Origin of the sequence: Alteraurantiacibacter lauratis (assembly GCF_037154155.1) — a bacterium.
In the GTDB taxonomy this organism is placed as follows: Bacteria; Pseudomonadota; Alphaproteobacteria; order Sphingomonadales; family Sphingomonadaceae; genus Alteraurantiacibacter; species Alteraurantiacibacter lauratis.
Window position 1 is genome coordinate 38,031 of the sequence record NZ_JBANRN010000007.1, and the last position, 21,929, is coordinate 59,959.

Here is a 21,929-nt window from a genome sequence, read left to right on the forward strand (position 1 = left end):
TCAGCGGCCCCAATCCTCGTTGGCGCGTGCGATCAGGTAGCCGTGGATGGCTTCGGCGTCCTCACGGCTCAGGATATCGGCAAAACTCGCCATGCCGCGATCGAGCAGCAGCCCTTCCAGCACGATGCGGGTGAAGGCGGCGTGCGTTTCGGCGGTCATATGCCGCAGATCCTTGACCCCGCCGATCGCATTCTGCCCATGGCACACCGCGCAGGTCTGCTGAAACAGCAGCGCGCCGCGCGCCACCGTCGCTTCGCTTGCGCGAAGCGGCGGCGGTTCGGGCGGAGCGGAGGCATTGGCGGGGAGCGGCGGCAGTTGCGCCGTGCCGCCGAGGCGGAACACCAGCAGCCGCGCGGGCGCGCGCGGCATTTCAATGCCAGCCCCGCGCTCGATCTGCGCTGCACCGCCGCCCCATCCGGCATTGATCGCGATATATTGCACGCCGTCCAGTTCGTAGGAGATCGCACCCGCCACCGGCGCGCTTTGCGTGGGATATTCCCACAATTGTCGCCCGCTGCGCGCGTCGAACGCGGTGAAGGTCTGCCGCGTGGTGCCTGCAAAGACAATGTCGCTCGCCGTCACCATTGCGCCGCCATTGCCGTGACGCGGCAATTCCACCTGCCAGGCGATGCGGTTTGCCACCGGATCCCACGCGGTGAGCCATGCCTTTTCCAGCGCGTTCGCCTGCTGCGTCAACCGCGCACGAGTGGCCGCCGCCTCGCCGGTAGAGACAAATCCCCAGCCTGAATTGGAGCGCATGGGCTGCGGCGTCCAGCCCGGCTGCCGGGCCAGCACGAACGCGCTTTGATAGGCCGGGAAATAGGCGAGGCCCGTGCGCGGGGAAAAGGCCATCGGGAACCAGTTATGCGCGCCGCCAGGGCCGGGGGCGACCAGATGCGGCTCCTCGGTATAGCGCACCGCTTCGGACGTGATCGGGCGGCCATGTGCGTCAAAGCCCTCGTTCCAGTTCTGGAACACATGCGCGCCCGCCTGAATGAACTCCCCCGTCGCCCGGTCGAGCACATAGAAGAAGCCGTTCTTGGGTGCCTGCATCAGCACCTGCCGGGTGCGCCCGCCAATCTCCAGATCAGCGGCGATCATGCTTTGCGTGCAGGTCCAGTCCCACTCCTCGCCGGGATTCATCTGGTAATGCCAACGGTAAGCCCCCGTGGCGGCATCCAGCGCCACGATCGAGCAGACGAACAGATTGTCGCCTTCGTCGTTTGACCGGTAATAGCGGGAATGCGGCACCGCGTTGCCGGTGCCGACATAGACGAGGTTGAGCGCTGGATCATAGGCGATGGCGTCCCACGGATTGGCCCCGCCGCCCAGTTGCCGCCACAGGCCTTCGTCGCTCCAGGTGGCGCGCATCATCGCGTTGACGGGATCGGACGCGGCGCCATCGGGCGTATCGGTGGGGCTGGGGGTGAGGTAGAATTTCCACACCTCCGCGCCCGTCTCCACATCGTAAGCGGACACGAAGCCGCGCACACCCAGATCGCCGCCCGACTGGCCCACCACCACCTTGTCACCGAACACGCGCGGCGCGCCGGTGATCGAATAAGCATAGCCCGAATGGAGCGGGAAGGTGCGCGTGGTCCAGATCGGCCGGCCGGTCGTCCGGTCAAGCGCGATCAGCCGCCCGTCGAGCGTGGCGATGATCACCTTGTCGCCATGCAAGGCCAGCCCGCGGCTGACCGGCTCGCAACAGGCAAGGCGGCCAAATTCACGTGGCACCTGCGGGTCGTAGGTCCACAGCACCGCGCCGGTGCGCGCGTCGTAGGCGGTGGTGATGTTCCACGCGAGCGTGTTGTAAAGCACCCCGTCAGCGTACAGCGGCGTTGCCTCCACCCCGCGATAGGTGTCGAGATCGGCGTACCAGGCGAGGCCCAGCTCCCCGATATTGCCCGCATTGATCTGGGTGAGCGGTGAGTAGCGCTGCGCGGTGTAATCGCGCCCGTCGCTTGTCCATTCGCCGGGGGCGGGATGGGCCAGCGGGTCGTTGCTGGCGATCGGCGAGGCGGCGAGTGGCGCGGGCGCGGCGGCCATCTGGCACCCGGCCAGCATCGGGGCCAGCGTGATGGCGAACCCGGCCAGCAAGGCCGAACGAAGTGTCCTTTGCATCTATCTATTCCCTCGGCGGCAGCGCAATAGGCTGCGTCCCGTCCACCTGCCGCCCCACGCCCAGCGCCTCCATCTGCGCCGCGGTGCCGGGCGGACGATGGTATGCGCCCACCGTGCCCACATCGGGCACGAAGGCCTCCCCCGTTACCGGGTTGGGATAGTGGAACGGGGCGATGTAATAGGCAGGATAGGTGAGATAGACCGTGCTGGGCGGCAGATCGGGGGGCGGATTGAACTTGTCCGGCCAGGTGTTGTTGAGCGCATTTTCGCCCCAGCCCTGCCAATTGGTGTACATGGTGAATGGCCCGGTCAGGCGGCTGATGCGCCAGATGCCGTCCTCGCCTTTCTCAAACTCGTCCTCATACAGCGGCAGGCCCCAACCCGAACTTGCCATCACGAAGGCCCGCCCGCGCAGCCAGCCGGTGCGCCCGTCGGGGCTGGTATTGGTTACCGTCTGGAACTGCATGTGGTTGGTAATCATGCCCATCGGCGCGCCATCGGGACCAAAGGCGACCTGCATGTATTCGAGAACACGATCGCGGCCCACGAAGATGCCCTTGCCGCCGATTTCCAGCGTCGCATCTTCCGCAAACAGGTTGGACAGATGCGTCCACTGCCCCTTGTCCACGAAATAGCCGTAAGTGCGCTGCAACCGCTCGATCGCGTTGATGTCCTCCAGCCGCGTTATGCGTGCGTCGAGCTGGTCAAGCAGGGCATCGACGCTCTCCGCCTGCTCCTGCGCGGCGGCGGGAAAGGCGGCCAACAGGGCGGCACCAAGAAGCAACAGGCGCATCGTCACGGCCTCCCCGCAATGTCGTCGCGCGGCTGCACCAGCTCGATCACCTCACCGGTGACGGGGTGGGGATAGCTGAAGGGCGGGATGTAGTTGGACGGATAAGCGCGGTAGACCACTGTCGGCGGCTCGTCGGGCGGGAACAGCGCGCTGGGCCCGTCCATCGGGATGGCGCTGCGCGTCCAGCCCAGGTCGTAATCGGTGATGCCGGTCGGGTAGAAATGCAAGGACGCGATCTTCCACACGCCGCCTTCCTTCACATAAGTGTTCTCGTAAATGCCCACGCCCCATTGGCCGTTGGCGCCCGGCTCGGCCAGCATCACCATGCCCTGAAACCGCCCGGTGGCGCTGCGGCCGTCGGGCGCGACCGTGACCACCGCCTGCAACTGCATATGGTTGTTGAGATATCCACGCCCCAGACGCTCCGGCCCGAACAGCAGCAGCGCGCGCTCGATCCGCTGCGGGCCGATATAGACGCCGCTCTGCCCGTATTCGAAGCGCCCGTTGTGCGCGAACAATTGCGCGACCTCGCGCCACATCCCCTTGTCGAAATAATAACCGTAGGTCGCCTGCAACAGCTCGATGGCGTTCGCATCCTCCAGCCGCTCCACCCGTTCGCGCATGGCGGCAAGGCGCTGTTCGGGCGAAGTCTGCGCGGCGGCAGGTGCGGCAATCAGAGCGGCCAAGGCGGCAAGGATGGAAAGCTTGCTCATTGCACCGCCCTCCCCGTTACCGGATGCGGCGCGCTGAACGGCGGGATCTGCGTTGCCGGGAAGGGCTGGTAGCTCGCCGTGGGCGGCCGGTCGGGCGGGAAATCCCGCGATGCCTGGCTGCGCGCCAGCCCCTCCCCATCCTGCAACCGCGCCCAGCCGCGCGCATAGGGGGCGACGAAGTTCACATAGAGATGCAGCGACTTGATCTTCCACACGCCGCCTTCGCGGACATAAGTGTTCTCATAGATCCCGTCGCGCCATTCGGCATGTTGGCGGTATTGCCCCAGCATCCCCAGATCGCGCCAGCGCGCGGTGGCACTCAACCCATCGGGTGCAACCACAATGGCGGGTTGCAGCGTGACCCATTCGTTCAATTGGCCGTAGATCAGCCCCTCCTGCCCGCCATGCAAACGCCGCAGATATTCCTCGATCCGCGCGGGGCCTTGATAGACGCCGTCGATCCCGATCTCGATCGTGCCGTCATCGGCAAACAGAGCCGCCGCCTGATCCCACAGCCCCCGATCGACATAGAAGCCGAAGGCGCGTTGCAGGTTGAGGATGGCGCGCGTGCCTTCAAGCACTTCGACGCGCCGCGTGAGTTCTGCGGCTTCGGCCCGGATACGCGCATCGCCTTGCTGCGCAGCCACAGGCAGCGGCGCGGCGAGCAGCAGGGCGGCAAGAACCGCGCGCATCATTCGGCTCCCGGCACAGCCACGCTGCGCACCACGAATGGGCCGGGATCCTCGCCCGCCTGCGGCCCGAACAGGAAGCGCAACTTACCTTCGGGAAACCACGCGCGGCCCTGTGCCAGTGTAACCGAACTGGCGTAATCAATTCCGTCGGCCAGCACCTCGATCTCCGCCCGGTCACCTGCAACAGTGACCAGCGTAATCAGGCCCGAATTGCCTTCCGATTGCAGGAAGCGGTTGCCCGCAATCAGGCGCAGACCATCCGGCCCCGCCATGGGGCGCGTCGGGGTAAGCACGGTGGCATGGGTAAAACGCCCCTGCCCGTCCACATTCACGCGCACCAGATTATTCCGCTGGATGGCATTCATGTAGAGCGTGCCATCAGCGGCAAAGGCAATACCATCGGCGCTGGCAAACTCCGGATCGGCGGCGAAAAGGTCGAACGCCGCACCCCCATTGGCCAATTTCAGTATGCGCCCGCCCAGCGTTTCGGTGGCATAAACATCGCCGTTCCCCGCCACCGTCATGTCGTTGCACATGGCTGGGCCTTCGACATTCAGCGGGTAGCTTACCACCAGCGCGCCATCACGCAGCCGAAAGGTCTTGATTGCAGGCACGCCGCCCGCCTGCCCCATCGCCGGATTGCTGCACACCCACAACAGGCCGCGCGCCTCGTCCGCCAGCACGCCGAACACGCTGGCAAGGCCGTTGGCTTCATCCGGCACGATCCACGGCTCCGCCGTATCGCTTCCGGGCGCGGCGCGGAAAATGATCCCCGGATTGCTGCCGATATAGAGCGTGCCGTCCGCGGTGGAGGTAATGCTTTCAGGGAACAATCTTTCCCCCTGCATCACGATATCCGGCGGGGTCGCTGGCTGCGCCTCGGCCCCGTGCGCACAGGCCGACAGCAACGCCGCCGCGCTCAGCATGGCCATGCGCCACCCCAGCCTGATTGCTCTCCCCACCTCGCGCGCCCTCCCAAACGCAAGGTCCTCATCATAAGCCGCTGGCCCGCGCTGAAAAGCCCCGGCTTGCGCCAAATTGTCGCAGGGGCTTTTGCGCTTGCGGCGCCGGGGCCGAAGCGGCAATGGTTGCGCTACCAAATGGCAAGCGAGGATCGGGCAATGGACAAGGCGGACAAGACGGGCACCAACCTCTCGCGGCGCGAATTGCTGGCGGGCGGAGCGGCGGCGGCATCGCTGGCTGCGCTTTCAGCAAGTGCTTCGGCGCAGGAGGCGATCGGCCAGCCGCTGCTGGGCAATCCGCAACTGCCCGATATGCCAAGCGACCGGATGCGCTGGGCCATCGTGGGCCTCGGCACCTTTGCCGTTGGGCAGGTGATCCCCGGCTTTGCCGAGGCACGCCACAGCCGCATCACCGCCTTTGTTTCGGGCAATGCGGAGAAGGCACGCAGGCTGGGCGACGCATACGGCGTATCGCGCTTTTACGATTACGCGGGCTATGATGAAATCGCCAACGATCCGGAGATCGATTGCGTCTTCATCGCCCTGCCGGTGGGCCTCCATGCCGAATACACGATCCGCGCGCTTCAGGCGGGCAAGCACGTTCTGTGCGAGAAGCCAATGTGCTCCACCGTTGCCGAAGCTGAGGCTATGGTGGAAGCCGCGCGCGCCGCAAACCGTCAGCTGGGCGTCGCCTACCGGGTGCATTTCGAGCCGAACAACCGGGAGACTTTACGTCGGATCACGGCGGGCGAACTGGGCGCGCTGCGCCATATCAGCGCCGATCACGGCTTTTCGGCCAATCCACAATATCCGCCGCATAAATGGCGGCTGGAAAAGCAGCTTTCGGGCGGCGGATCGCTGTTCGACATTGGCGTATATGGCATCAACACCTCGCTGATGATGCTGCCGGGCGACCGGGTGGTGGGGGTGAGTGCGCATTATTCGACGCCGGCCGGCGATGCGCGCTTTGCCGAGGTGGAAGGCGGGGTGGATTACCGCCTGCGCATGGCCAGCGGCATCAATGTGCAAGGCTCCTCCTCCTATTGCTGGAGCCCCTATGTCAGCCGCCAGCGCTATTTCGGGGCGGATGCCAGTATCGAAATGCAGCCCGCCACCACTTATGACGACAACCGCATATTGCTGGAAGGCGGCGGGCAGCCACCGCGCGAGTTCCGGGCGGGCAATCCGATGCAGCAATTTGCCGCGCAGGTGGACGGCTTTTCGGCCGCCGCGCGCGCCAATGTGCCGCATCTGACGCCGGGCGAAATGGGCCTGCGCGATATGCGGATCATGGAAGCGATCTATGCCAGCGCCGATAATGACGGCGCGGTGGTGGCGGTGAATATTCCGGTCTAGCGCTGAATGTCGCTGCCCGCGGCATAAATGTCGTCAGGCGTGAAATCGGGCAGATCGCCGGGCATGGCGTGTTTGAGCGCCATCAGCGCCACGCCCGTGCGCGCCGCGCCGCCCAGATCGCTGGGGTCTTGCAGCCAGCGGTGCAGCACGCCCGTGGCAAAGGCATCGCCGGTGCCAATGCGTTCGACGATATGGGGCAGCGCCACCTCGTCCGCCTCGGCAAAATCGTCGCGCGCATCGATCCGTGCGCCGACAAATTGCGCCCCGCCCTGCTCGACCTCGCGCCGGGTGGAAGCGACGAGGCTGCATTGCGGAAAGGCTTCGAACAGGGCAAGCGCGACCGCGCGCGGGCTTTCGCCCGAAAGATCGCGGCCGAGCAGCAATGCGGCATCGCGGTGATTGCCGAAGATCAGGTCTGCCTGCTCAACCAGCGGCAGCAACACCTCGCGCGGATCGCGCGGCGATGCCGCCCACAGGCTGGCGCGGAAATTGCCATCAAAGCTGACTGTGCAGCCGCCTGCGCGCGCGGCGGCAACCATGGCGAGCGTCGCCTCTGCGCCTGCCTCGCTCACCGCCGGGGAAATGCCCGATATGTGCAGGTGCGTCGCCCCCGCGAGCGCCGCCTCCGGATCGTAGGCCTGCGCCCCGGCCAGCGCAAAGGCGCTGCCGACCCGATCATAAATTACGCCACCGCCGCGCGGGCCAGCAGCGGGTTCGTGAAAATAGAGGCCCATGCGGCCCGGCCCCGTGCCTGTATGCGTCAGGTCGATCGCCTCTGCCGCCAGCCGCCGCCGGGCAATGTCGCCCAGCGCGCTAGCCGGAAGGGTCGAGATAACGCGCGCCGCATGGCCCAGTTGCGCAAGGCCCGCCGCCACATTCGCCTCCGCGCCGCCTACATGGATGTCAAAACCGCTTGCGCGCCGCAGCGACACGCCAGCCTGAGGGGCCAGCCGCAGCAGGATCTCCCCGAACACTGCTACTGTGGCCATTGTCTCAATCCTCCGGCATCCGGGCAGGCTCCATGCGCGGCACCAATAGCTGTATGATTACGAAGGCAATGACATAGGCCATGCCGGCATAAATCACTATCGGCACATAGGATCCGGTTAATTCCAGCGTCCAGCCGGTCGCCTGCGCGATCAGCATGCCGCCCACCGCGCCAGCCGCGCCACCCATTCCCGCAATCGTGGCGACTGCGCGGCGCGGATAGAGGTCGGAGATCATTGCGAAGATGTTGGAGCTGAACGCCTGATGCGCGGCAGTGCCCATGCCGATCAGCAGCACAGCCACCAGTGGGCTGGGCGCATTCGCAACCGTCACCAGCGGCACCGCCAGCAAAGCGGCGATGAACAGCGTGGTCTTGCGTGCGCGGTTTATCGACCAGCCGCGCGAAATGAAGTGCGAAGACAGCCAACCGCCCGCCACCGCGCCCACATCGGCCAGCAGATAGACCCCGATCAGCGCCGGGCCAATCGTGGCAAGGATGCCCGACTCACCTTTGGGAAACAGTTCCATGCCTTGTGTCTTGGCGAGGAAATCGGGCAGCCAGAACAGGAACAGATACCAGACGGGATCGGTGAAGAACTTGCCGCAGATGAAATACCAGGCCTGCCGCTGCTTCAGCGCGTCCTTCCAGCCCAGCGGGCGGCCCGCCGCATCCTCGCCATCCTGCGTGATCCAGGCGCGTTCCTCGGCGGTCACCTTTTCATGCGTGGCGGGTGTGCGGAAGAAGCGGAGCCACGCCCACAGCACGACAAAGCCGATCGCGCCCGTTACCAGAAAGGCCATTTCCCAGCCGTAAAATCCGGCAATGCCGATGGCGATGATCGGCGTCATCAGCACGCCGACATTTGCGCCCGCGTTCAATATGCCCACACCCAGTGCCCGTTCGCGCTTGGGGAACCATTCGGCCACCGATTTGACCGCGCCGGGATAGGCGGCGCTCTCCGCGACGCCCAGCACTATGCGCGCGACCATGAAGGACAGCACGCTGCGTGCCGCGGCGTGGAAACAGGCGGCGATGCTCCACACCGCGATGGCAATCGCCACGCCCTTGCGCGTGCCCACCTTGTCGAGCCAGCGGCCCACGAACAGCAGGCCCAGCCCGTAACTGGCCTGAAACGCGGTGACGATATTGCCGTAATCGACCTCGCTCCAGCCCAGGTCCTGTTCGATCACGGGTTTCAGAACGCCCAGTATCTGCCGGTCGATGTAATTGATGGTGATGACGAAGAACAGGATCGCGCAGATCGCCCAGCGATAGCGCCCCTGCGGCTTGGCCATGCCGATAGGCGAAGCGTTGCCAGATGCAAGCGTGGTCATGCACGCCGTTCCCGGCGCGGATACATCATGCGGGACATATTTGTTCCCCTCCCCTTGATAGCGCTACCATATGGCGCGCAGGCGAGAGGTCAATAGCCGTCGGCAATATTGGCGGTGCGGATGCGATCGCGCAAAATGCGCCCGCCTTCAGTCAGATGCTCCTCGCGCCAGCCTGCCACGGGCGCGCCGGGAACAAGCGCGGCGCTGGTTTCGTCGCGGTCGCCGATCGACCACGCCATCCACGACACGCCATTGGCCTCGGCCCAGTCCCACCACGCATCAGAGGATTCGCGGTCGATCGGGCCGTTGCCGGTCGCCTCGACAATGCCGAATTCGGTCACCATCAGCGCCAGCCCCGCGGCCAGCGCCGCATCCCCCTTGGCGCGCAGGCCGTCCTTGTGCGTGGCGGCATAGTAATGCAGCGTGTAACCGATATTCTCGCCTGCCAGCGGATCGGCGGCGGCAATGTCGACATCCTGGCTCCAACTGGGGGAGCCGACAATGATGAGATTGTCGGGATCATGCGCGCGGATCGCGGCGATCATCCGCTCGTGATAAGGCTTTACGTCGCGGCTCCAGTCCACCCCCTCGCGCAAGGGTTCGTTGAACGGCTCGTAAATCAGATTGGGCAGATGGCCATAACGCCGGGCGATCTCGGACAGGAAATACTCGGCGTGTTCGGGGTGGTTGCGGTGCGCGTGCCAATCGACCACCACATAGATGCCGTTCGCCACCGCCGCCTCGATCACCACCGATGCCTTGGCCAGTTCGCGCTCCATATGGAACAGCGCACTGTCATTCCCCTCGGCCGCGATGGCGGCGCGCACCACGGTGACTTTCCAGTCCTGCGCCAGCCAGTCGACCGTTTGGGCGGTGTAATATTGCGGGGCCCACTGGCTCCAGAACAGGCTCATCCCGCGAAGCGTTACCGGCTGGCCGCTGGCGTCGACCACGCGGTTGCCAGCAATGGATAGTGCGCCATGGCGAGCGACCGGGCTACCCACAGGTGCGGCAGCGACGGGCGCGGCTGCGCCCGGATCGGGAAGGGTGCTGGCACAACCGCTCAGCCCCAAGCTCATCACAGCCAGCGCGGCTGCGGCCCATATCGCTTTCATGCTGTCTGCTCCTCGAATGCAGCTTCGATCATGGCGATATCCTCCGATGACGGAATCCATTCGGATCGCAGCAGACCGCCTGGGCCGAACAACGCCGTTACCTGTCCGTCAAGGCGGCGCGCGGCCACCTCCTGCCACAGCCAGTCGGCCAACGGATCGTCCAGCCAGCGCCCGTCCTTCACATGCCACAGGAAGGCGGCAATGCCCGACAGGATGGCAGGGCACGGCCCCTCCGCCGCCGCCAACGTAGCGAGCCAGCGTTGCGGCAGTTTCTGGCTGCCATCCATTGCGATTTGCGCGAGCCGATGCTGCAGCGCCGGGTTGTCGAAACGGTGCAGCAATTGTGCAGCATAGCTGCTGAGATCCTGCCCCGGCGCGGGGCGCAATGTGGGCGCGGCCTCCTCGCGCATCAGCCGTTCGACAGCGGCGCGAATTGCGGGATCGGCCATCGCCTGATGCACATATTCATGCCCCGCCTGCAGCCCGCGATAGGCGAGCAGTGAATGCGCGCCATTCAGCATGCGCAGCTTGGCCGTCTCAAAGGGTGCGACATCGGCCACAATCTGCGCGCCGTAACGGTCAAAGGCTGGACGCGGCCCGGCAAAATTGTCCTCGATCACGAACTGGCTGAACGTTTCGGTAAAGACGCCCGCCTTGTCCGCCATGCCCAGCCGCTGTTCCAGCGCGGCCAGATCGCCCGGCGTGCTGGCGGGCACGATGCGGTCGACCATGGTGCAAGGGGTGGTGCAATTGGCCGCAAACCATTCCGCCACATCGGGTGCTTCGTGTTGCAGCCAACCGGCCAGAAGCTCCCCCAGCAAGCGGCCATTGGAAGGCAAATTGTCGCACGACAGCAGCGTCAGCCCCGGCAACCCGTCGTCCATCCGCCTCCGAAGCGCCGCCGCCAGCAAGGGGTAGAAACTCGCCCCCGCTGCATTGGCATCAACCGAACCGTCGGCGGCGCGGCAATAGCCCTTCTCGGTCACGGTAAAGCTGACGATATGGCATGTCGGCGCCGCAATGCGCTCGACAATCGCCTCGCTCTGGCGTCCGGCCACCAGCACTTCGCGCAGCGCCCCCACGACATAGGTGGCGGGCCCATCGCTGCTGCGTTCGGTCAGCGTATAGAGGCCGCCTTGCGGGTTGACCTGCTCGCTCACCTTGCGCGAACGCAACGAGACGCCGGTGATCGCCCAGCCGCTTTCGCCCGACGCCATTGCCGCGTCGCAATAGGCCGCCAGATGCGCGCGGGCAAAGGCGCCCAGGCCAAAATGCACGACACCGATCGCCTGCGCGGCGGGATCATAAGGCGGGCGCGCGACATGGGCAGGAAGGTGCCGCAATGTGTCGGGCCCCAGCCTCACAGCCGGTAAGCCTTCTTCGCCAGATTATAGGCCAGGTCCTGCGCCAGCTCGAACGCCTCATCCTCATCCAGCCGGTGCTCCATCACCAGTTCGGCCAGGAAGCCGCAATCAATCCGCCGCGCCACATCGTGCCGTGCGGGGATCGAGAGGAAGGCGCGCGTATCGTCGTTGAACCCGACCGTGTTGTAGAAGCCCGCCGTCTCGGTCACCATGCGGCGGAAGCGGCGCATACCTTCGGGGCTGTCGTGGAACCACCAGGCTGGGCCCAACTTGAGGCACGGATAATGCCCCGCCAGCGGTGCCAGTTCGCGGGCATAGGTGCTTTCATCCAGCGTGAAGAGGATCAGCGAAAACTCGGCCGCATTTCCGAACCGGTCGAGCAGGGGTTTGAGCGCATGGACATAATCGGTGCGCAGCGGAATATCCGCCCCCACATCGCGGCCAAACCGGGCAAACAGCGCGGCGTTGTGGTTGCGGAAGGAGCCGGGATGCAATTGCATCACCAGCCCGTCCTCCACGCTCATGCGTGCCATTTCGGTCAGCATCTGGGCGCGGAAAATTTCGGCGTCCTGCGGCGATGCATTGCCGTCTTTCACGCGGTCGAACAGGCTCTCCGCCTCGTGCGCAGCAAGGTCGGCGGATTGCGCAGTGGGGTGGCCATGATCGGTGCTGGTCGCGCCCATGCCTTTGAAGAAGGCGCGGCGTTTCCGGTGCGCGGCGAGGTAGCCTTGCCAGCTGCCGCAGTCCTCCCCTGTCAATTCCACCAGCAGCCGGAGGTTGTCGGCAAAGCCTTCAAACTCCGGATCAACCACCGGATCGGGGCGATAGGCGGTGATGACGCGCCCCTGCCAGCCCGACTGGCGGATCGCGGCGTGATGGTCCAGCGTGTCGAGCGGGCTTTCGGTGGTGGCGATCACCTCGATATTGAAGCGTTCGAACAGCGCGCGCGGGGCAAATGCAGGCGTGGCCAGCGCCTCGGTGATGCGGTCATAGGCGGCGTCCGCCGTCTCGGCATCCAGCCGCACATCGATGCCGAAGACTTCGGCCAGCACCCAGTCCATCCACATCCGGCTGGGGGTGCCGCGAAACAGGGGATAATGCTGCGCAAAGATCCGCCACGCCTCGCGCGGATCGGCGGGCGTGCCTTTCACGCCCAACGCTTCCAGCGGGACGCCTTGCGAATAGAGCATCCGCGTGAGGTAATGATCGGGTTGCAGCAGCAATTCGGCGGCATTGCCGAACGGCTGGTTCTGCGCAAACCACGCGGGATCGGTGTGGCCGTGCGGGCTGATGATCGGCAGCTTTGCCACCGTGCCATACAGTTCGCGTGCAAGCGCCCTTGCCGACGGTTCCAGCGGGAACAACCGGTCTTCGTTCAGCACCAGCGGGCGCGCCACGGCTTTCTCCTCTCGCTTTTTTTGCGCAACATGGCTAGCGCGATGGTAGCGCTAACGGGAAAGGCTATCGCGCATGAAAATCACCGCTGCAAGGGTTATCGTCTGTTCGCCGGGGCGTAATTTCGTCACTCTGCTGATCGAAACGGATCAAGGCGTTACCGGCATTGGCGATGCCACGCTGAACGGGCGCGAATTGTCGGTGGCGTCCTATCTTGCCGATCACGTGATACCCAATCTGATCGGCCGCGATCCGCGCAACAGCGAAGATATGTGGCAGTTCCTCTATCGCGGGGCCTATTGGCGGCGCGGCCCGGTGACGATGAGCGCGATTTCTGCGGTCGATACCGCCTTGTGGGACATCAAGGCGAAGCTGGCAGGAATGCCGCTTTATCAATTGCTGGGCGGGAAAAGCCGCGAGCGGGTGCTGGTCTATGGCCACGCCAATGGCAACACGCTGGAAGAAACCGTCGATGCGGTGGGCCAGTATATCGACATGGGATACAAGGCGATCCGCGCGCAGAGCGGCATTCCCGGCATTGCCAAGGCTTACGGGGTCGCGCGCGGCACGCTGTATTACGAGCCCGCCGATGCGGCGCTTCCCACCGAAACCGTGTGGGACACGCCCAAATACTTGCGCTTTGTGCCCAAGCTGTTCGAAAGACTGCGCGAAACATATGGGGACGAGCCGGAATTGCTGCACGATGTGCATCACCGCCTGACCCCGAACGAAGCGGCGCAACTGGGCAAATCGCTCGAACCCTACCGCCTGTTCTGGATGGAGGATGCGACGCCTGCGGAAAACCAGCAGGCGTTCCGCCTGATCCGCGAACGCACCACCACGCCATTAGCCGTGGGGGAGATTTTCAACACGATCTGGGATTGCAAGGAACTGATCGAGAACCAGCTGATCGATTACATCCGCACCACCGTGCTTCGCGCGGGCGGGATCACGCATCTGCGCCGCATTGCCGATTTTGCGGCGCTCTACCAGGTGCGCACGGGCAGCCACGGCGCGACTGACCTGTCGCCCGTGACCATGGGCGCGGCGCTGCATTTCGATACCTGGGTGCCCAATTTCGGCATTCAGGAATATATGCGCCATTCGGAGGAAACCGACGCGGTGTTCCCGCATGATTACCGTTTCGAGGCGGGGCACCTTTATTGCGGCGAAAGCCCCGGCCATGGCGTGACCATCGATGAAAAGCTGGCGGCGAAATATCCCTACAAACCCGCGCAGCTTCCCATCGCCCGGCTCGAAGACGGGACGCTGTGGAACTGGTGATCCGCTAGGGGATTGGCTCCCCGTGGTAAAGCAGGCCGCCCGGTTCCTCCGCTTCGAACACCGGGCCGCTTTCGCTGCCATCGTGCACTATCACGGCAATCTCGCGCAGGTTCGCCATGCCGGGAAAGCTGCCTTGCCGCGCACCCAGCGTGAAGGTGCGTGACTGGTCGAACCAGCGCATCGGGATGCGGCTGAACTCACCCCGTTCATGGCCCATATCCTCGCCCTCGTCCTCATACAGGCTGAAGGCGCCATCGGCCCCGGCAAAGACATGCACCACCAGCGGACCTTGCGGGTTTTCGTTCGCGTGCTGCACCGCCGGCCCCGTGGGGATGATCGCGCCTGCCCGAATGAACAAAGGCACGCGTTCGCGCGGGGCGTCGACCGTGATCGTCTGCCCGCCTGCATGGCGGGTGCCGGTTTGCGCATCGTACCAATCCGTGCCGGCCGGCAGATAGACCTGCCGCTCGCGCGCGCCGAACACCGTCACCGGGGCAACCATGATGGACGAGCCAAACAGATACTGGTCGTCAATTTCCCACACGCGCCGGTCGGCTTCAAAATCCATCACCAGCGGACGCAGGATCGTGCCATCGTCAAAATGCGTGTCCGCCGCCAGCGTGTAGATATAGGGCAGCAGGCGGTAACGCAGGCGGTGGTAATAGGTCAGCCCTTCGAGCATCGCCGGATCCTCTGACGCGATAACCGGCGTTTCGCGCAAGGGGAACTCCCCGTGGCTGCGGAACAGCGGGCTGAAGGCGCCGAACTGGAACCAGCGCAGATAGAGCTCGCGCCATTCGGGCAGATGTTCGGGCAATTGGTAAGTGTAGCGGCTTTCCACCGAGAAGCCACCAATGTCGTGCGTCCAGTTGGGCACGCCCGCGACCGACAGATTGGTGCCCGCGCTGATCTGGTCGCGCAGATCGTCCCACCGTGCCGCCACATCGCCCGACCACAGCGCCGCACTGGCGCGCTGCACCCCGCCAAAGCCGCTGCGGGTGAGAATAAAGGGCCGCCGGTTCGGCTGCGCGGCGCGCAGGGCATCGGCCACGCCTTCGGCATGAACCAGCGGATAGGAATTGAATATCGCCAGCCCCGGCGTGCCGGTGACGGGTGATCTCATCTGAAAAGCGCGCTCCTCCACCGACAGGTTGGAATGCCAATCGGGCTCGGTCGCGTCCATCCACCAGGCATCAAAGCCCAGCGGGGCCAGCGCATCGATCATCTGGCGGGCATAGATCGCGCGCGCTTCGCCCGAATAGGGATCGTAGAAGGTATTGGCATAGCCCGGCCCCACCCAATCGCGCTGCCCGGCTTCGAGCGGGCGCGGATACAGAAATCCGCCTGCCGCCAATTCCTGCGCATTCGCCGTGTTCGGATAGAACTTGGGCCAGACCGAAATCATGATCCGCGCATTGTTGGCGTGCACATTGCGCACCATCGCGGCAGGATCGGGAAAGCGCGCCGGGTCAAAGCAATGGCAGCCCCATTGATCTTCTGGCCAGTAGAACCAGTCCTGCACAATCGCGTCGATGGGAATGTCGAGCGCACGATACCAGCTCAGCGCCTGTGTGAGTTCCTCCTGCGTCTGATAGCGCTGGCGCGATTGCCAGAAGCCGTAGGCCCAGCGCGGCATCATCGGCGCCTTGCCGGTGAGGCGGCGGTATCCGGCAATGCCATCGTCCATCGTGGGTGCGGGCACGACATAGTAATCGATCGCGGTGCCCGCATCGCTGGCAAAGCTGACCGAATGGCGATCCGCTGCGGGCAAAGGCTCGGCATGTTCGAGCGCGATATAGCCTGCGTTCGGCTCCCACTCGACGCGCAGATCGACCCGCTCGCCCGCGCGCAGATCCAGCTCGAAATGGTGATACCAGGGGTTCCAGTTCTGCCGCCAGCGATTGAGCACTTCACGGCCATTCGCCAGCACGCGGACATAGCTGGAGGAATAGAGGCGGAACTTGTGCGTGCCTGCCCTGTCGGCGCGGAAACGCCCGCTCCAGATCACCGCCTGCGACTGCACCGCATTGCCCGCGGTGTTCTGCCCGCTGGTCGCCGCCTCGGTGCGCGCCAAGGCCTCGGTCGGCCAGCGCGCCTGATCGCGGATATATTGGTAGTTGATCGTGGCCTCACGCCGCGACAGGGCAAAGCGACGGTCGAGATAGTAGTCCGCGCGCCAGTCGAGTTCGAGAGGGCGGTAGGGCGCCGGATCGCCCACGCGGGTGATCGAATTGTTGTCCCACAAGATGCCGTAGCCGCGCGTGGAGACCATATAGGGCACGGCAATCGCCATGTTGTGCTGCGCGAGCTCAACATCCTCGCCGTTGTAATTCATCTGCCGGTTCTGGTGCTGGCCAAGGCCGTACAGCCCCTCGTCCGTCCCGCGGTTGAACTGCACGCGGGTGGCGAGCCAGCGCTGCCCCTCCACATTGACCGGCTGCATCCGCCGCGCTGGCGCATATTCGTCGAGCAGCACCTGCCCTGCCACATCGTAAACGGTCAGCCGCCCGTCTGCCAGCTGCACCATGGCGTGCCCCATATGCGTGGTCAGGCTGGCATAGGTGCCATTGGTATGGAAAACAGGCGCGCCATCGGCTTCGCGGTTGACCATCAGGCTTGGCGATACCGCCGCCAGATCTTCCGCCACGGTCACGCGGATCGTGCCATCGGCAAAAGCAAGCAGGCGCACCTTCTCGCCCGCATCGGTGGTGACGACAAGGCCGTGCGGCACCTGCTCCACTTCGCCCGCAAAGGCAGGAGCGGCAAGGACGGCGGCGAACGCAGCGGCGGCGATAAGCGCCCTCATTGCACCGCAACCCGCGTGGGGATAGCCGCCGGGGCGATTGTGCCGGGCGCGCTGCCCATGATGGTGATTGTTCCGCGTGCGCGGATATCGTCAGATGCAGCGCCTGCCATCAGTTCGATCCTTCCCTCCTCGACCAGCCACTCGCCGCCAAGGCTCCACAATGCAAATTGCGCAGGATTGAGCGTGAAGGCCACCGTTTTCGTCTCCCCCGGCTGCAAGGCCACGCGGGCATAGCCGCGCAATTGCATCACAGGGCGCGACACGCTGGCCACGGGGTCGCGCATGTAAAGCTGCACCACCTCGTCGCCCGCCCGCGTCCCGCTATTGGTGACGGGCACGCGCACCGTCACCTCGCCCCCGCTGGCAGGGATTTCGGCCCGGTCCAGCTCCATCGCGCCATAGGTGAAGCTGGTGTAGGACAGGCCGTGGCCAAAGGCGTAAAGCGGGGTGATCGGCAGATCCATATACCGCACCGTGTCGCGCGTGGGATCGGGATCGGCCGGGCGGCCGCTCGGCATCTGGTCATAGGTGAAGGGCACCTGCCCCGTGGCGCGCGGGAAGGTCACCGGCAGCCGGCCCGCCGGGTTCACTTCGCCCAGCAGCACACGGGTGATGGCAGGCCCGCTTTCAATGCCCAGCAGCCATGTGGCGAGCACCGCATCGGCGGCTTCGTCCACTTCGGGTATGGCAAGCGGCCGCCCGCCCATCAGCACCACGACCAACGGCTTGCCGGTGGCCGCGACCGCCGCGAGCAGTTCCTTCTGCCGCCCCGGCAGTTCGAGGCTGGACCGGCTGCGCGCCTCGCCCGACCAGTCGAAATCTTCGCCCAGCGCCAGCACCACGACATCGGCGGCCTGCGCGGCGGCAACGGCGGCGGCAATGCCCGATGCGTCCGCGCTGCGGCTGTCTGCGCCGGGAGTGTAAGTGACCGCCGGGCGCGCGGCCTGCAATGCGCTGCGCAAGGTCACCACATCGGCTTCCAGCCCCTGCGCCTTCCAGCTGCCCAGCGCGGATCGCGCATCATCGGCCAGCGCCCCGATCAGCGCCACGCGCCCCGCGCCCCGTGCCAGAGGCAGGACATTGCCTTCGTTCTTGAGCAGAACGATCGACCGTTCCGCCACCTCGCGCGCGGCGGCGCGGTGTTCGGTGGAAACCATCACCGCCGCCTCGCGCACCGTGTCGTGATAGCGGTAGGGGTCATCGAAGAGGCCCAGCGCTTCCTTGACGCGCAGGATGCGCAAGACCGCCTCGTCCAGCAGCGGCAGCAGAGCGGGGTCCGCCGCAACCGCGCGCGCCAGATGATCGGCATAGACATCGGCTACCATGTCCATGTCCACACTGGCGCGCAGGGCCAAAGCTGCCGCCTCGTCGCGCGTTTCGGCAATGCCGTGGGCGAGCAATTCCTCCACCGCGCGCCAATCGGACAGCATCAGCCCCTGCCAGCCCCAATCGTCGCGCAGCAGCCCGCGCAAAAGCGCCTCGTTCGCGGTGGTGGGCACGCCGCCAATCGTATTGAATGCGGTCATGTAGCTGGCGGTGCCCTCCTCTGCCGCCGCGCGGAAGGGTGCAAGGTAGACTTCCTGCAACACACGGTCGGAAATATCGGCATCGGCGTAATCGCGCCCGCCTTGCGCCGCGCCATATGCCCCCAGATGCTTTGTGCCCGCCATCAGCGTGTCGGCGGCGGAGAGGTCTTCCCCCTGAAAGCCGCGCACCTGCGCCGCGGTCATCCGCGCGGTCAGGAACGGGTCTTCGCCCGCGCCTTCGACGATGCGGCCCCAACGGCCATCGCGTGCCACATCAGCCATGGGGGCAAAGGTCCAGTGCAGGCCCGCCGCGCTCGCCTCCACCGCCGCGATTCGCGCGTGGCGCTGCATCGCGGCGTCATCGAATGTGGCCGCCATGGCGAGCGGCACGGGGAAGATCGTGCGGTAGCCATGCACCACGTCCATCGAAAACAGCAGTGGGATGCGTAAGCGGCTTTCCTCCACCGCCACGCGCTGCAATTCGCGCAAGGGTTCGGCGCCCGCCACATGCAGGTATGAGCCGACCTGACCCGCACGCACGCGCTCCAGCTCGTCCGGCCCCAGCCGCGAATTCAGCGCCCGCTGCCGCCCGCCCATGCGCTGCACCAGCTGGCCGATCTTCTCCTCCAGCGTCATCTGCGCCAGCAGGCGATGAGGCAGGGATTGGTTCGCCACGGCCACCGACGCCTCGCCGCCCTGTGCCGCCGCGCCGGGGGCGGCAAAAAGGCCCGACAGCCCCAGTGCCGATGCCATCAGCGCCGCACGCGCAAACGGGTAAAGCCTTGCAGTCATTATTCTCTCCCCACCCCGCCGGAGCAGCCGCCCCGCCACGCCTTGTCGTGCATTATGCCTTTGACAAGTGGCCCCGGAATTTGGATGGTAGCGCTCACATAGTCAAGATTCCCGCGCAGACGGGATGTGAAGGGAGAACACGATGCCGCGTTTCGGGAAGGTTGCTTCGACAGGTCTGGCCACTGTCCTGCTGATGGCCTGCGCCAGCACCGGCGCGAGCCAGACACCGATCGCCAGCAACACGCCTGCCGATTCGCAGCAGACCGACATGCGCGGCGTTGCCAACCCAGAAATCTGGCCGGCCTACACCTATCCCGTGCAAACTCCGCCTGAAGCGCAAGCGCGCGTTGCGGGCATCGTGGCGCGCATGACGCTGGAGGAAAAAATCGGCCAGTTGGTGCAGGCCGATCTGTGCTGCGTCACGCCGGAGGAAGTGCGCGAATACAATCTCGGCTCGGTGCTCAACGGCGGCAATTCCGGCCCCTATGGCAATGATCTGGCCCCGGCCGAAGATTGGCTGCGGCTGGCGGACGAATTTTGGGAAGCTTCCACCGATACCAGCGATGGCGGCGTGGGCGTGCCGATCGTGTGGGGCACCGATGCGGTGCACGGCCATTCGAACATCATCGGCGCCACGATCTTTCCGCACAATATCGGCCTTGGCGCGGCGCGCGATGTCGATCTGATCGAGCGGATTGGCCGCGCCACCGCGGTGGAAATCCGGGTGACCGGGCAGGAATGGACTTTCGCCCCCACCGTGGCGGTGCCGCAGGATTTCCGCTGGGGCCGCGCGTATGAAGGCTATTCGTCCGACCCCGCGATCGTCTCCTCCTATGTCGGCGCGATGGTGCGCGGGCTGGAAGGCGGCCCCGGCGTGCGCAACATGCTGGACGGCCCTTACGTTTTGGCCTCGACCAAGCATTTCCTGGCCGATGGCGGCACCGATAACGGCACCGATCAGGGCGACAGCTCTGTCTCTGAGGAGGAACTGCGCGACATTCACGGCGCGCCCTATGGCCCCGCAATTGCCGAAGGCGTCTCCACCGTGATGGCCAGCTTTTCCAGCTGGCAGGGCGTGAAGATGACGGGCAACCATTCGCTGCTCACCGGCGTTTTGAAAGAGCGGATGGATTTCGGCGGCTTTACCGTGTCCGACTGGAACGCGCATGGGCAGGTCGCGGGCTGCACCAATGAAAGCTGCCCGCAGGCGCTTATGGCGGGGATCGACATGTATATGGCACCCGATACCTGGCGGCCGATCTATAACGACCTGCTCGCCCGCGCGCGCAGCGGCGAAATCCCCATGTCGCGCGTGGACGAGGCGGTGACGCGCATCCTGACGGTGAAGGAACGCCTCGGCCTGCTCGACGCGCCGCGCCCGTCTGAACGCTTCCTGTCGGGCCGCTACGATCTGCTTGGCGCGCCCGAACACCGCGAACTGGCGCGCGAGGCGGTGCGCAAATCGCTGGTGCTGCTGCGCAATGATGGCGTGCTGCCACTGGCACCGGGCGGGCGCCTGCTGGTGGCGGGCGACGGGGCGGACGATATTGCCCGCCAATCGGGCGGCTGGACGCTGAGCTGGCAGGGCACGGGCCTGACCAATGATCTGTTCCCCGGCGCGACCTCGATCTTTGCGGGCCTGCACGAAGCCGTGACTGCGGCGGGTGGCAGCGCGGAACTTTCGCCCGATGGCAGCTTCACCCAGCGGCCCGATGCCGCCGTGGTGGTGTTTGGCGAGGAACCCTATGCCGAATTCCAGGGCGACCGCGCGACGCTGGCGCTCGATACCGCGCTGACCGGCCCCTATGCCACCATGCGCAGCTTGCGCGAACAGGGCATCCCGGTGGTGGCGGTGATGATCACCGGCCGTCCGCTCTATGTGAACGAGGCGCTGAACAATGCCGATGCCTTTGTCGTTGCCTGGCTTCCGGGCAGCGAAGGGGGCGGGATTGCCGATGTGCTGGTGGGCGATGCAAACCGCGCGCCGCGTTACGATTTCACCGGCACGCTGCCCGCCGCATGGCCGATCACTCCGGACATGGATGACGGCACTTTGTTCCCGCTGGGCTACGGCCTCACCTATGCCAGCGCGCCTGCCGCATGGTCGGAACTGCCGCTGGCGCAAGTGGCCGAGGCGGGCGACAGCCGCGTATGGTTTGACGCCGGTGTTCCCGCAGCGGCCTGGTCGCTCACTATCGCCGATCCCGGCCAATCGGGCAGCCAAACGCGCATCACCACCATGCCTGCAGACGCGTTGGAAGGCCGCGCGCGCATTACCGCGGTGAACCATATGGTACAGGAAGGTGCGCGCCGCTTTGAAATCGCGGGCGGTTCGGCCGCGGTTTCGGTCAGCAATCTGAACCCGGTCGACATCACGCGCGAAACCAATGCCGATATCCTGCTGCTGTTCACGGTGAAGGTCGATACCGCGCCGCAGGCACTGGGCGTGGCGATGCGCGGGGCCGATGGCACGCTGGGCGTCAACCCGGTGGTGCTGCCCGCCAATGGCCGTTTCGTGCGTTACGGCCTGCCGCTCAAATGTCTACGCGACAAGGGGATCGACATGGCAAGCGTGGCCGCGCCGTTCATCCTGGCTAGCGAAGGCAGGGCGGACTGGTCTTTGGCCGAAGTGCGGCTGGGCATGGATGCGGAGCAGGTTTTGCCCTGTTCGTGATGAGGATTTGG

Annotated in this window: 15 protein-coding genes; 3 read left to right on the forward strand and 12 right to left on the reverse strand. The window is 65.4% G+C overall.

All coding sequences use genetic code 11. The features are described from left to right. From WFP39_RS08240 to WFP39_RS08260, 5 genes are read right to left on the reverse strand one after another with little or no spacing between them, the layout of a single operon-like run. Complete coding sequence (locus WFP39_RS08240) at nucleotides 1-2,124, reverse strand: PQQ-dependent dehydrogenase, methanol/ethanol family (protein WP_336918923.1); 2,124 nt, start codon at nucleotides 2,122-2,124, stop codon at nucleotides 1-3. A gap of 4 nt (nucleotides 2,125-2,128) precedes the next feature. After that, complete coding sequence (locus WFP39_RS08245) at nucleotides 2,129-2,917, reverse strand: nuclear transport factor 2 family protein (protein WP_336918924.1); 789 nt, start codon at nucleotides 2,915-2,917, stop codon at nucleotides 2,129-2,131. A gap of 2 nt (nucleotides 2,918-2,919) precedes the next feature. Further along, entirely contained in the window at nucleotides 2,920-3,630 is a 711-nt protein-coding gene (locus WFP39_RS08250) for a nuclear transport factor 2 family protein (protein WP_336918925.1), read from the reverse strand. Next, a complete protein-coding gene (locus WFP39_RS08255) occupies nucleotides 3,627-4,325 on the reverse strand; it encodes a nuclear transport factor 2 family protein (protein ID WP_336918926.1) in 699 nt (232 codons plus the stop codon). The genes WFP39_RS08250 and WFP39_RS08255 overlap by 4 nt, the downstream gene beginning before the upstream one ends. Beyond that, complete coding sequence (locus WFP39_RS08260; RefSeq protein WP_336918927.1) at nucleotides 4,322-5,254, reverse strand: SMP-30/gluconolactonase/LRE family protein; 933 nt, start codon at nucleotides 5,252-5,254, stop codon at nucleotides 4,322-4,324. Before WFP39_RS08260 ends, WFP39_RS08255 begins: the two co-directional genes overlap by 4 nt. Before the next feature lie 189 nt (nucleotides 5,255-5,443). On the opposite strand from WFP39_RS08260, the gene WFP39_RS08265 reads away from it, so the two are divergent. Beyond that, nucleotides 5,444-6,640, forward strand: a complete 1,197-nt coding sequence (locus WFP39_RS08265) for a Gfo/Idh/MocA family protein (protein ID WP_336918928.1) — start codon at nucleotides 5,444-5,446, stop codon at nucleotides 6,638-6,640. On the opposite strand, the gene WFP39_RS08270 is transcribed toward WFP39_RS08265, so the two are convergent. From WFP39_RS08270 to uxaC, 5 genes are all read right to left on the reverse strand, one after another. Beyond that, entirely contained in the window at nucleotides 6,637-7,629 is a 993-nt protein-coding gene (locus tag WFP39_RS08270) for a sugar kinase (protein ID WP_336918929.1), read from the reverse strand. The genes WFP39_RS08265 and WFP39_RS08270 overlap by 4 nt on opposite strands. A 4-nt stretch (nucleotides 7,630-7,633) precedes the next feature. Next, nucleotides 7,634-8,962 carry an MFS transporter gene (locus WFP39_RS08275; protein WP_336918930.1) on the reverse strand — a complete coding sequence of 443 codons (1,329 nt, stop codon included), beginning with the start codon at nucleotides 8,960-8,962 and terminating at the stop codon, nucleotides 7,634-7,636. A gap of 89 nt (nucleotides 8,963-9,051) precedes the next feature. After that, nucleotides 9,052-10,077, reverse strand: a complete 1,026-nt coding sequence (locus tag WFP39_RS08280; RefSeq protein ID WP_336918931.1) for a glycoside hydrolase family 5 protein — start codon at nucleotides 10,075-10,077, stop codon at nucleotides 9,052-9,054. Further along, the gene (locus tag WFP39_RS08285) at nucleotides 10,074-11,441 is read right to left on the reverse strand and encodes a mannitol dehydrogenase family protein (RefSeq protein ID WP_336918932.1); all 1,368 of its coding nucleotides are present in this window, start codon (nucleotides 11,439-11,441) and stop codon (nucleotides 10,074-10,076) included. The genes WFP39_RS08280 and WFP39_RS08285 overlap by 4 nt, the downstream gene beginning before the upstream one ends. Then, entirely contained in the window at nucleotides 11,438-12,838 is a 1,401-nt protein-coding gene (gene uxaC / locus WFP39_RS08290) for a glucuronate isomerase (protein ID WP_336918934.1), read from the reverse strand. Before uxaC ends, WFP39_RS08285 begins: the two co-directional genes overlap by 4 nt. 73 nt (nucleotides 12,839-12,911) lie before the next feature. Here uxaC and manD point away from each other — a divergent pair, with 73 nt between their 5' ends. Further along, the gene (gene manD, locus WFP39_RS08295; protein WP_336918935.1) at nucleotides 12,912-14,120 is read left to right on the forward strand and encodes a D-mannonate dehydratase ManD; all 1,209 of its coding nucleotides are present in this window, start codon (nucleotides 12,912-12,914) and stop codon (nucleotides 14,118-14,120) included. A gap of 4 nt (nucleotides 14,121-14,124) precedes the next feature. Here manD and WFP39_RS08300 read toward each other — a convergent pair whose 3' ends face one another. Beyond that, entirely contained in the window at nucleotides 14,125-16,926 is a 2,802-nt protein-coding gene (locus WFP39_RS08300) for a glycoside hydrolase family 31 protein (RefSeq protein WP_336918937.1), read from the reverse strand. Next, nucleotides 16,923-19,244 (reverse strand): glycoside hydrolase family 3 N-terminal domain-containing protein, encoded by a 2,322-nt coding sequence (locus WFP39_RS08305; protein ID WP_336918938.1) that lies wholly within the window; start codon nucleotides 19,242-19,244, stop codon nucleotides 16,923-16,925. The genes WFP39_RS08300 and WFP39_RS08305 overlap by 4 nt, the downstream gene beginning before the upstream one ends. A gap of 142 nt (nucleotides 19,245-19,386) precedes the next feature. Between WFP39_RS08305 and WFP39_RS08310 the strand changes: the two genes are divergently transcribed. Beyond that, the gene (locus tag WFP39_RS08310; RefSeq protein WP_336918939.1) at nucleotides 19,387-21,918 is read left to right on the forward strand and encodes a glycoside hydrolase family 3 protein; all 2,532 of its coding nucleotides are present in this window, start codon (nucleotides 19,387-19,389) and stop codon (nucleotides 21,916-21,918) included. Nucleotides 21,919-21,929: the final 11 nt, after the last annotated feature.

Coding starts and splice junctions, on each gene's coding strand:
- WFP39_RS08240 (WP_336918923.1), bottom strand. CDS start 2,124: ATGCAAAGGACACTTCGTTCGGCCTTGCTGGCCGGGTTCGCCATCACG.
- WFP39_RS08245 (WP_336918924.1), bottom strand. CDS start 2,917: ATGCGCCTGTTGCTTCTTGGTGCCGCCCTGTTGGCCGCCTTTCCCGCC.
- WFP39_RS08250 (WP_336918925.1), bottom strand. CDS start 3,630: ATGAGCAAGCTTTCCATCCTTGCCGCCTTGGCCGCTCTGATTGCCGCA.
- WFP39_RS08255 (WP_336918926.1), bottom strand. CDS start 4,325: ATGATGCGCGCGGTTCTTGCCGCCCTGCTGCTCGCCGCGCCGCTGCCT.
- WFP39_RS08260 (WP_336918927.1), bottom strand. CDS start 5,254: ATGGCCATGCTGAGCGCGGCGGCGTTGCTGTCGGCCTGTGCGCACGGG.
- WFP39_RS08265 (WP_336918928.1), top strand. CDS start 5,444: ATGGACAAGGCGGACAAGACGGGCACCAACCTCTCGCGGCGCGAATTG.
- WFP39_RS08270 (WP_336918929.1), bottom strand. CDS start 7,629: ATGGCCACAGTAGCAGTGTTCGGGGAGATCCTGCTGCGGCTGGCCCCT.
- WFP39_RS08275 (WP_336918930.1), bottom strand. CDS start 8,962: ATGACCACGCTTGCATCTGGCAACGCTTCGCCTATCGGCATGGCCAAG.
- WFP39_RS08280 (WP_336918931.1), bottom strand. CDS start 10,077: ATGAAAGCGATATGGGCCGCAGCCGCGCTGGCTGTGATGAGCTTGGGG.
- manD (WP_336918935.1), top strand. CDS start 12,912: ATGAAAATCACCGCTGCAAGGGTTATCGTCTGTTCGCCGGGGCGTAAT.
- WFP39_RS08300 (WP_336918937.1), bottom strand. CDS start 16,926: ATGAGGGCGCTTATCGCCGCCGCTGCGTTCGCCGCCGTCCTTGCCGCT.
- WFP39_RS08305 (WP_336918938.1), bottom strand. CDS start 19,244: ATGACTGCAAGGCTTTACCCGTTTGCGCGTGCGGCGCTGATGGCATCG.
- WFP39_RS08310 (WP_336918939.1), top strand. CDS start 19,387: ATGCCGCGTTTCGGGAAGGTTGCTTCGACAGGTCTGGCCACTGTCCTG.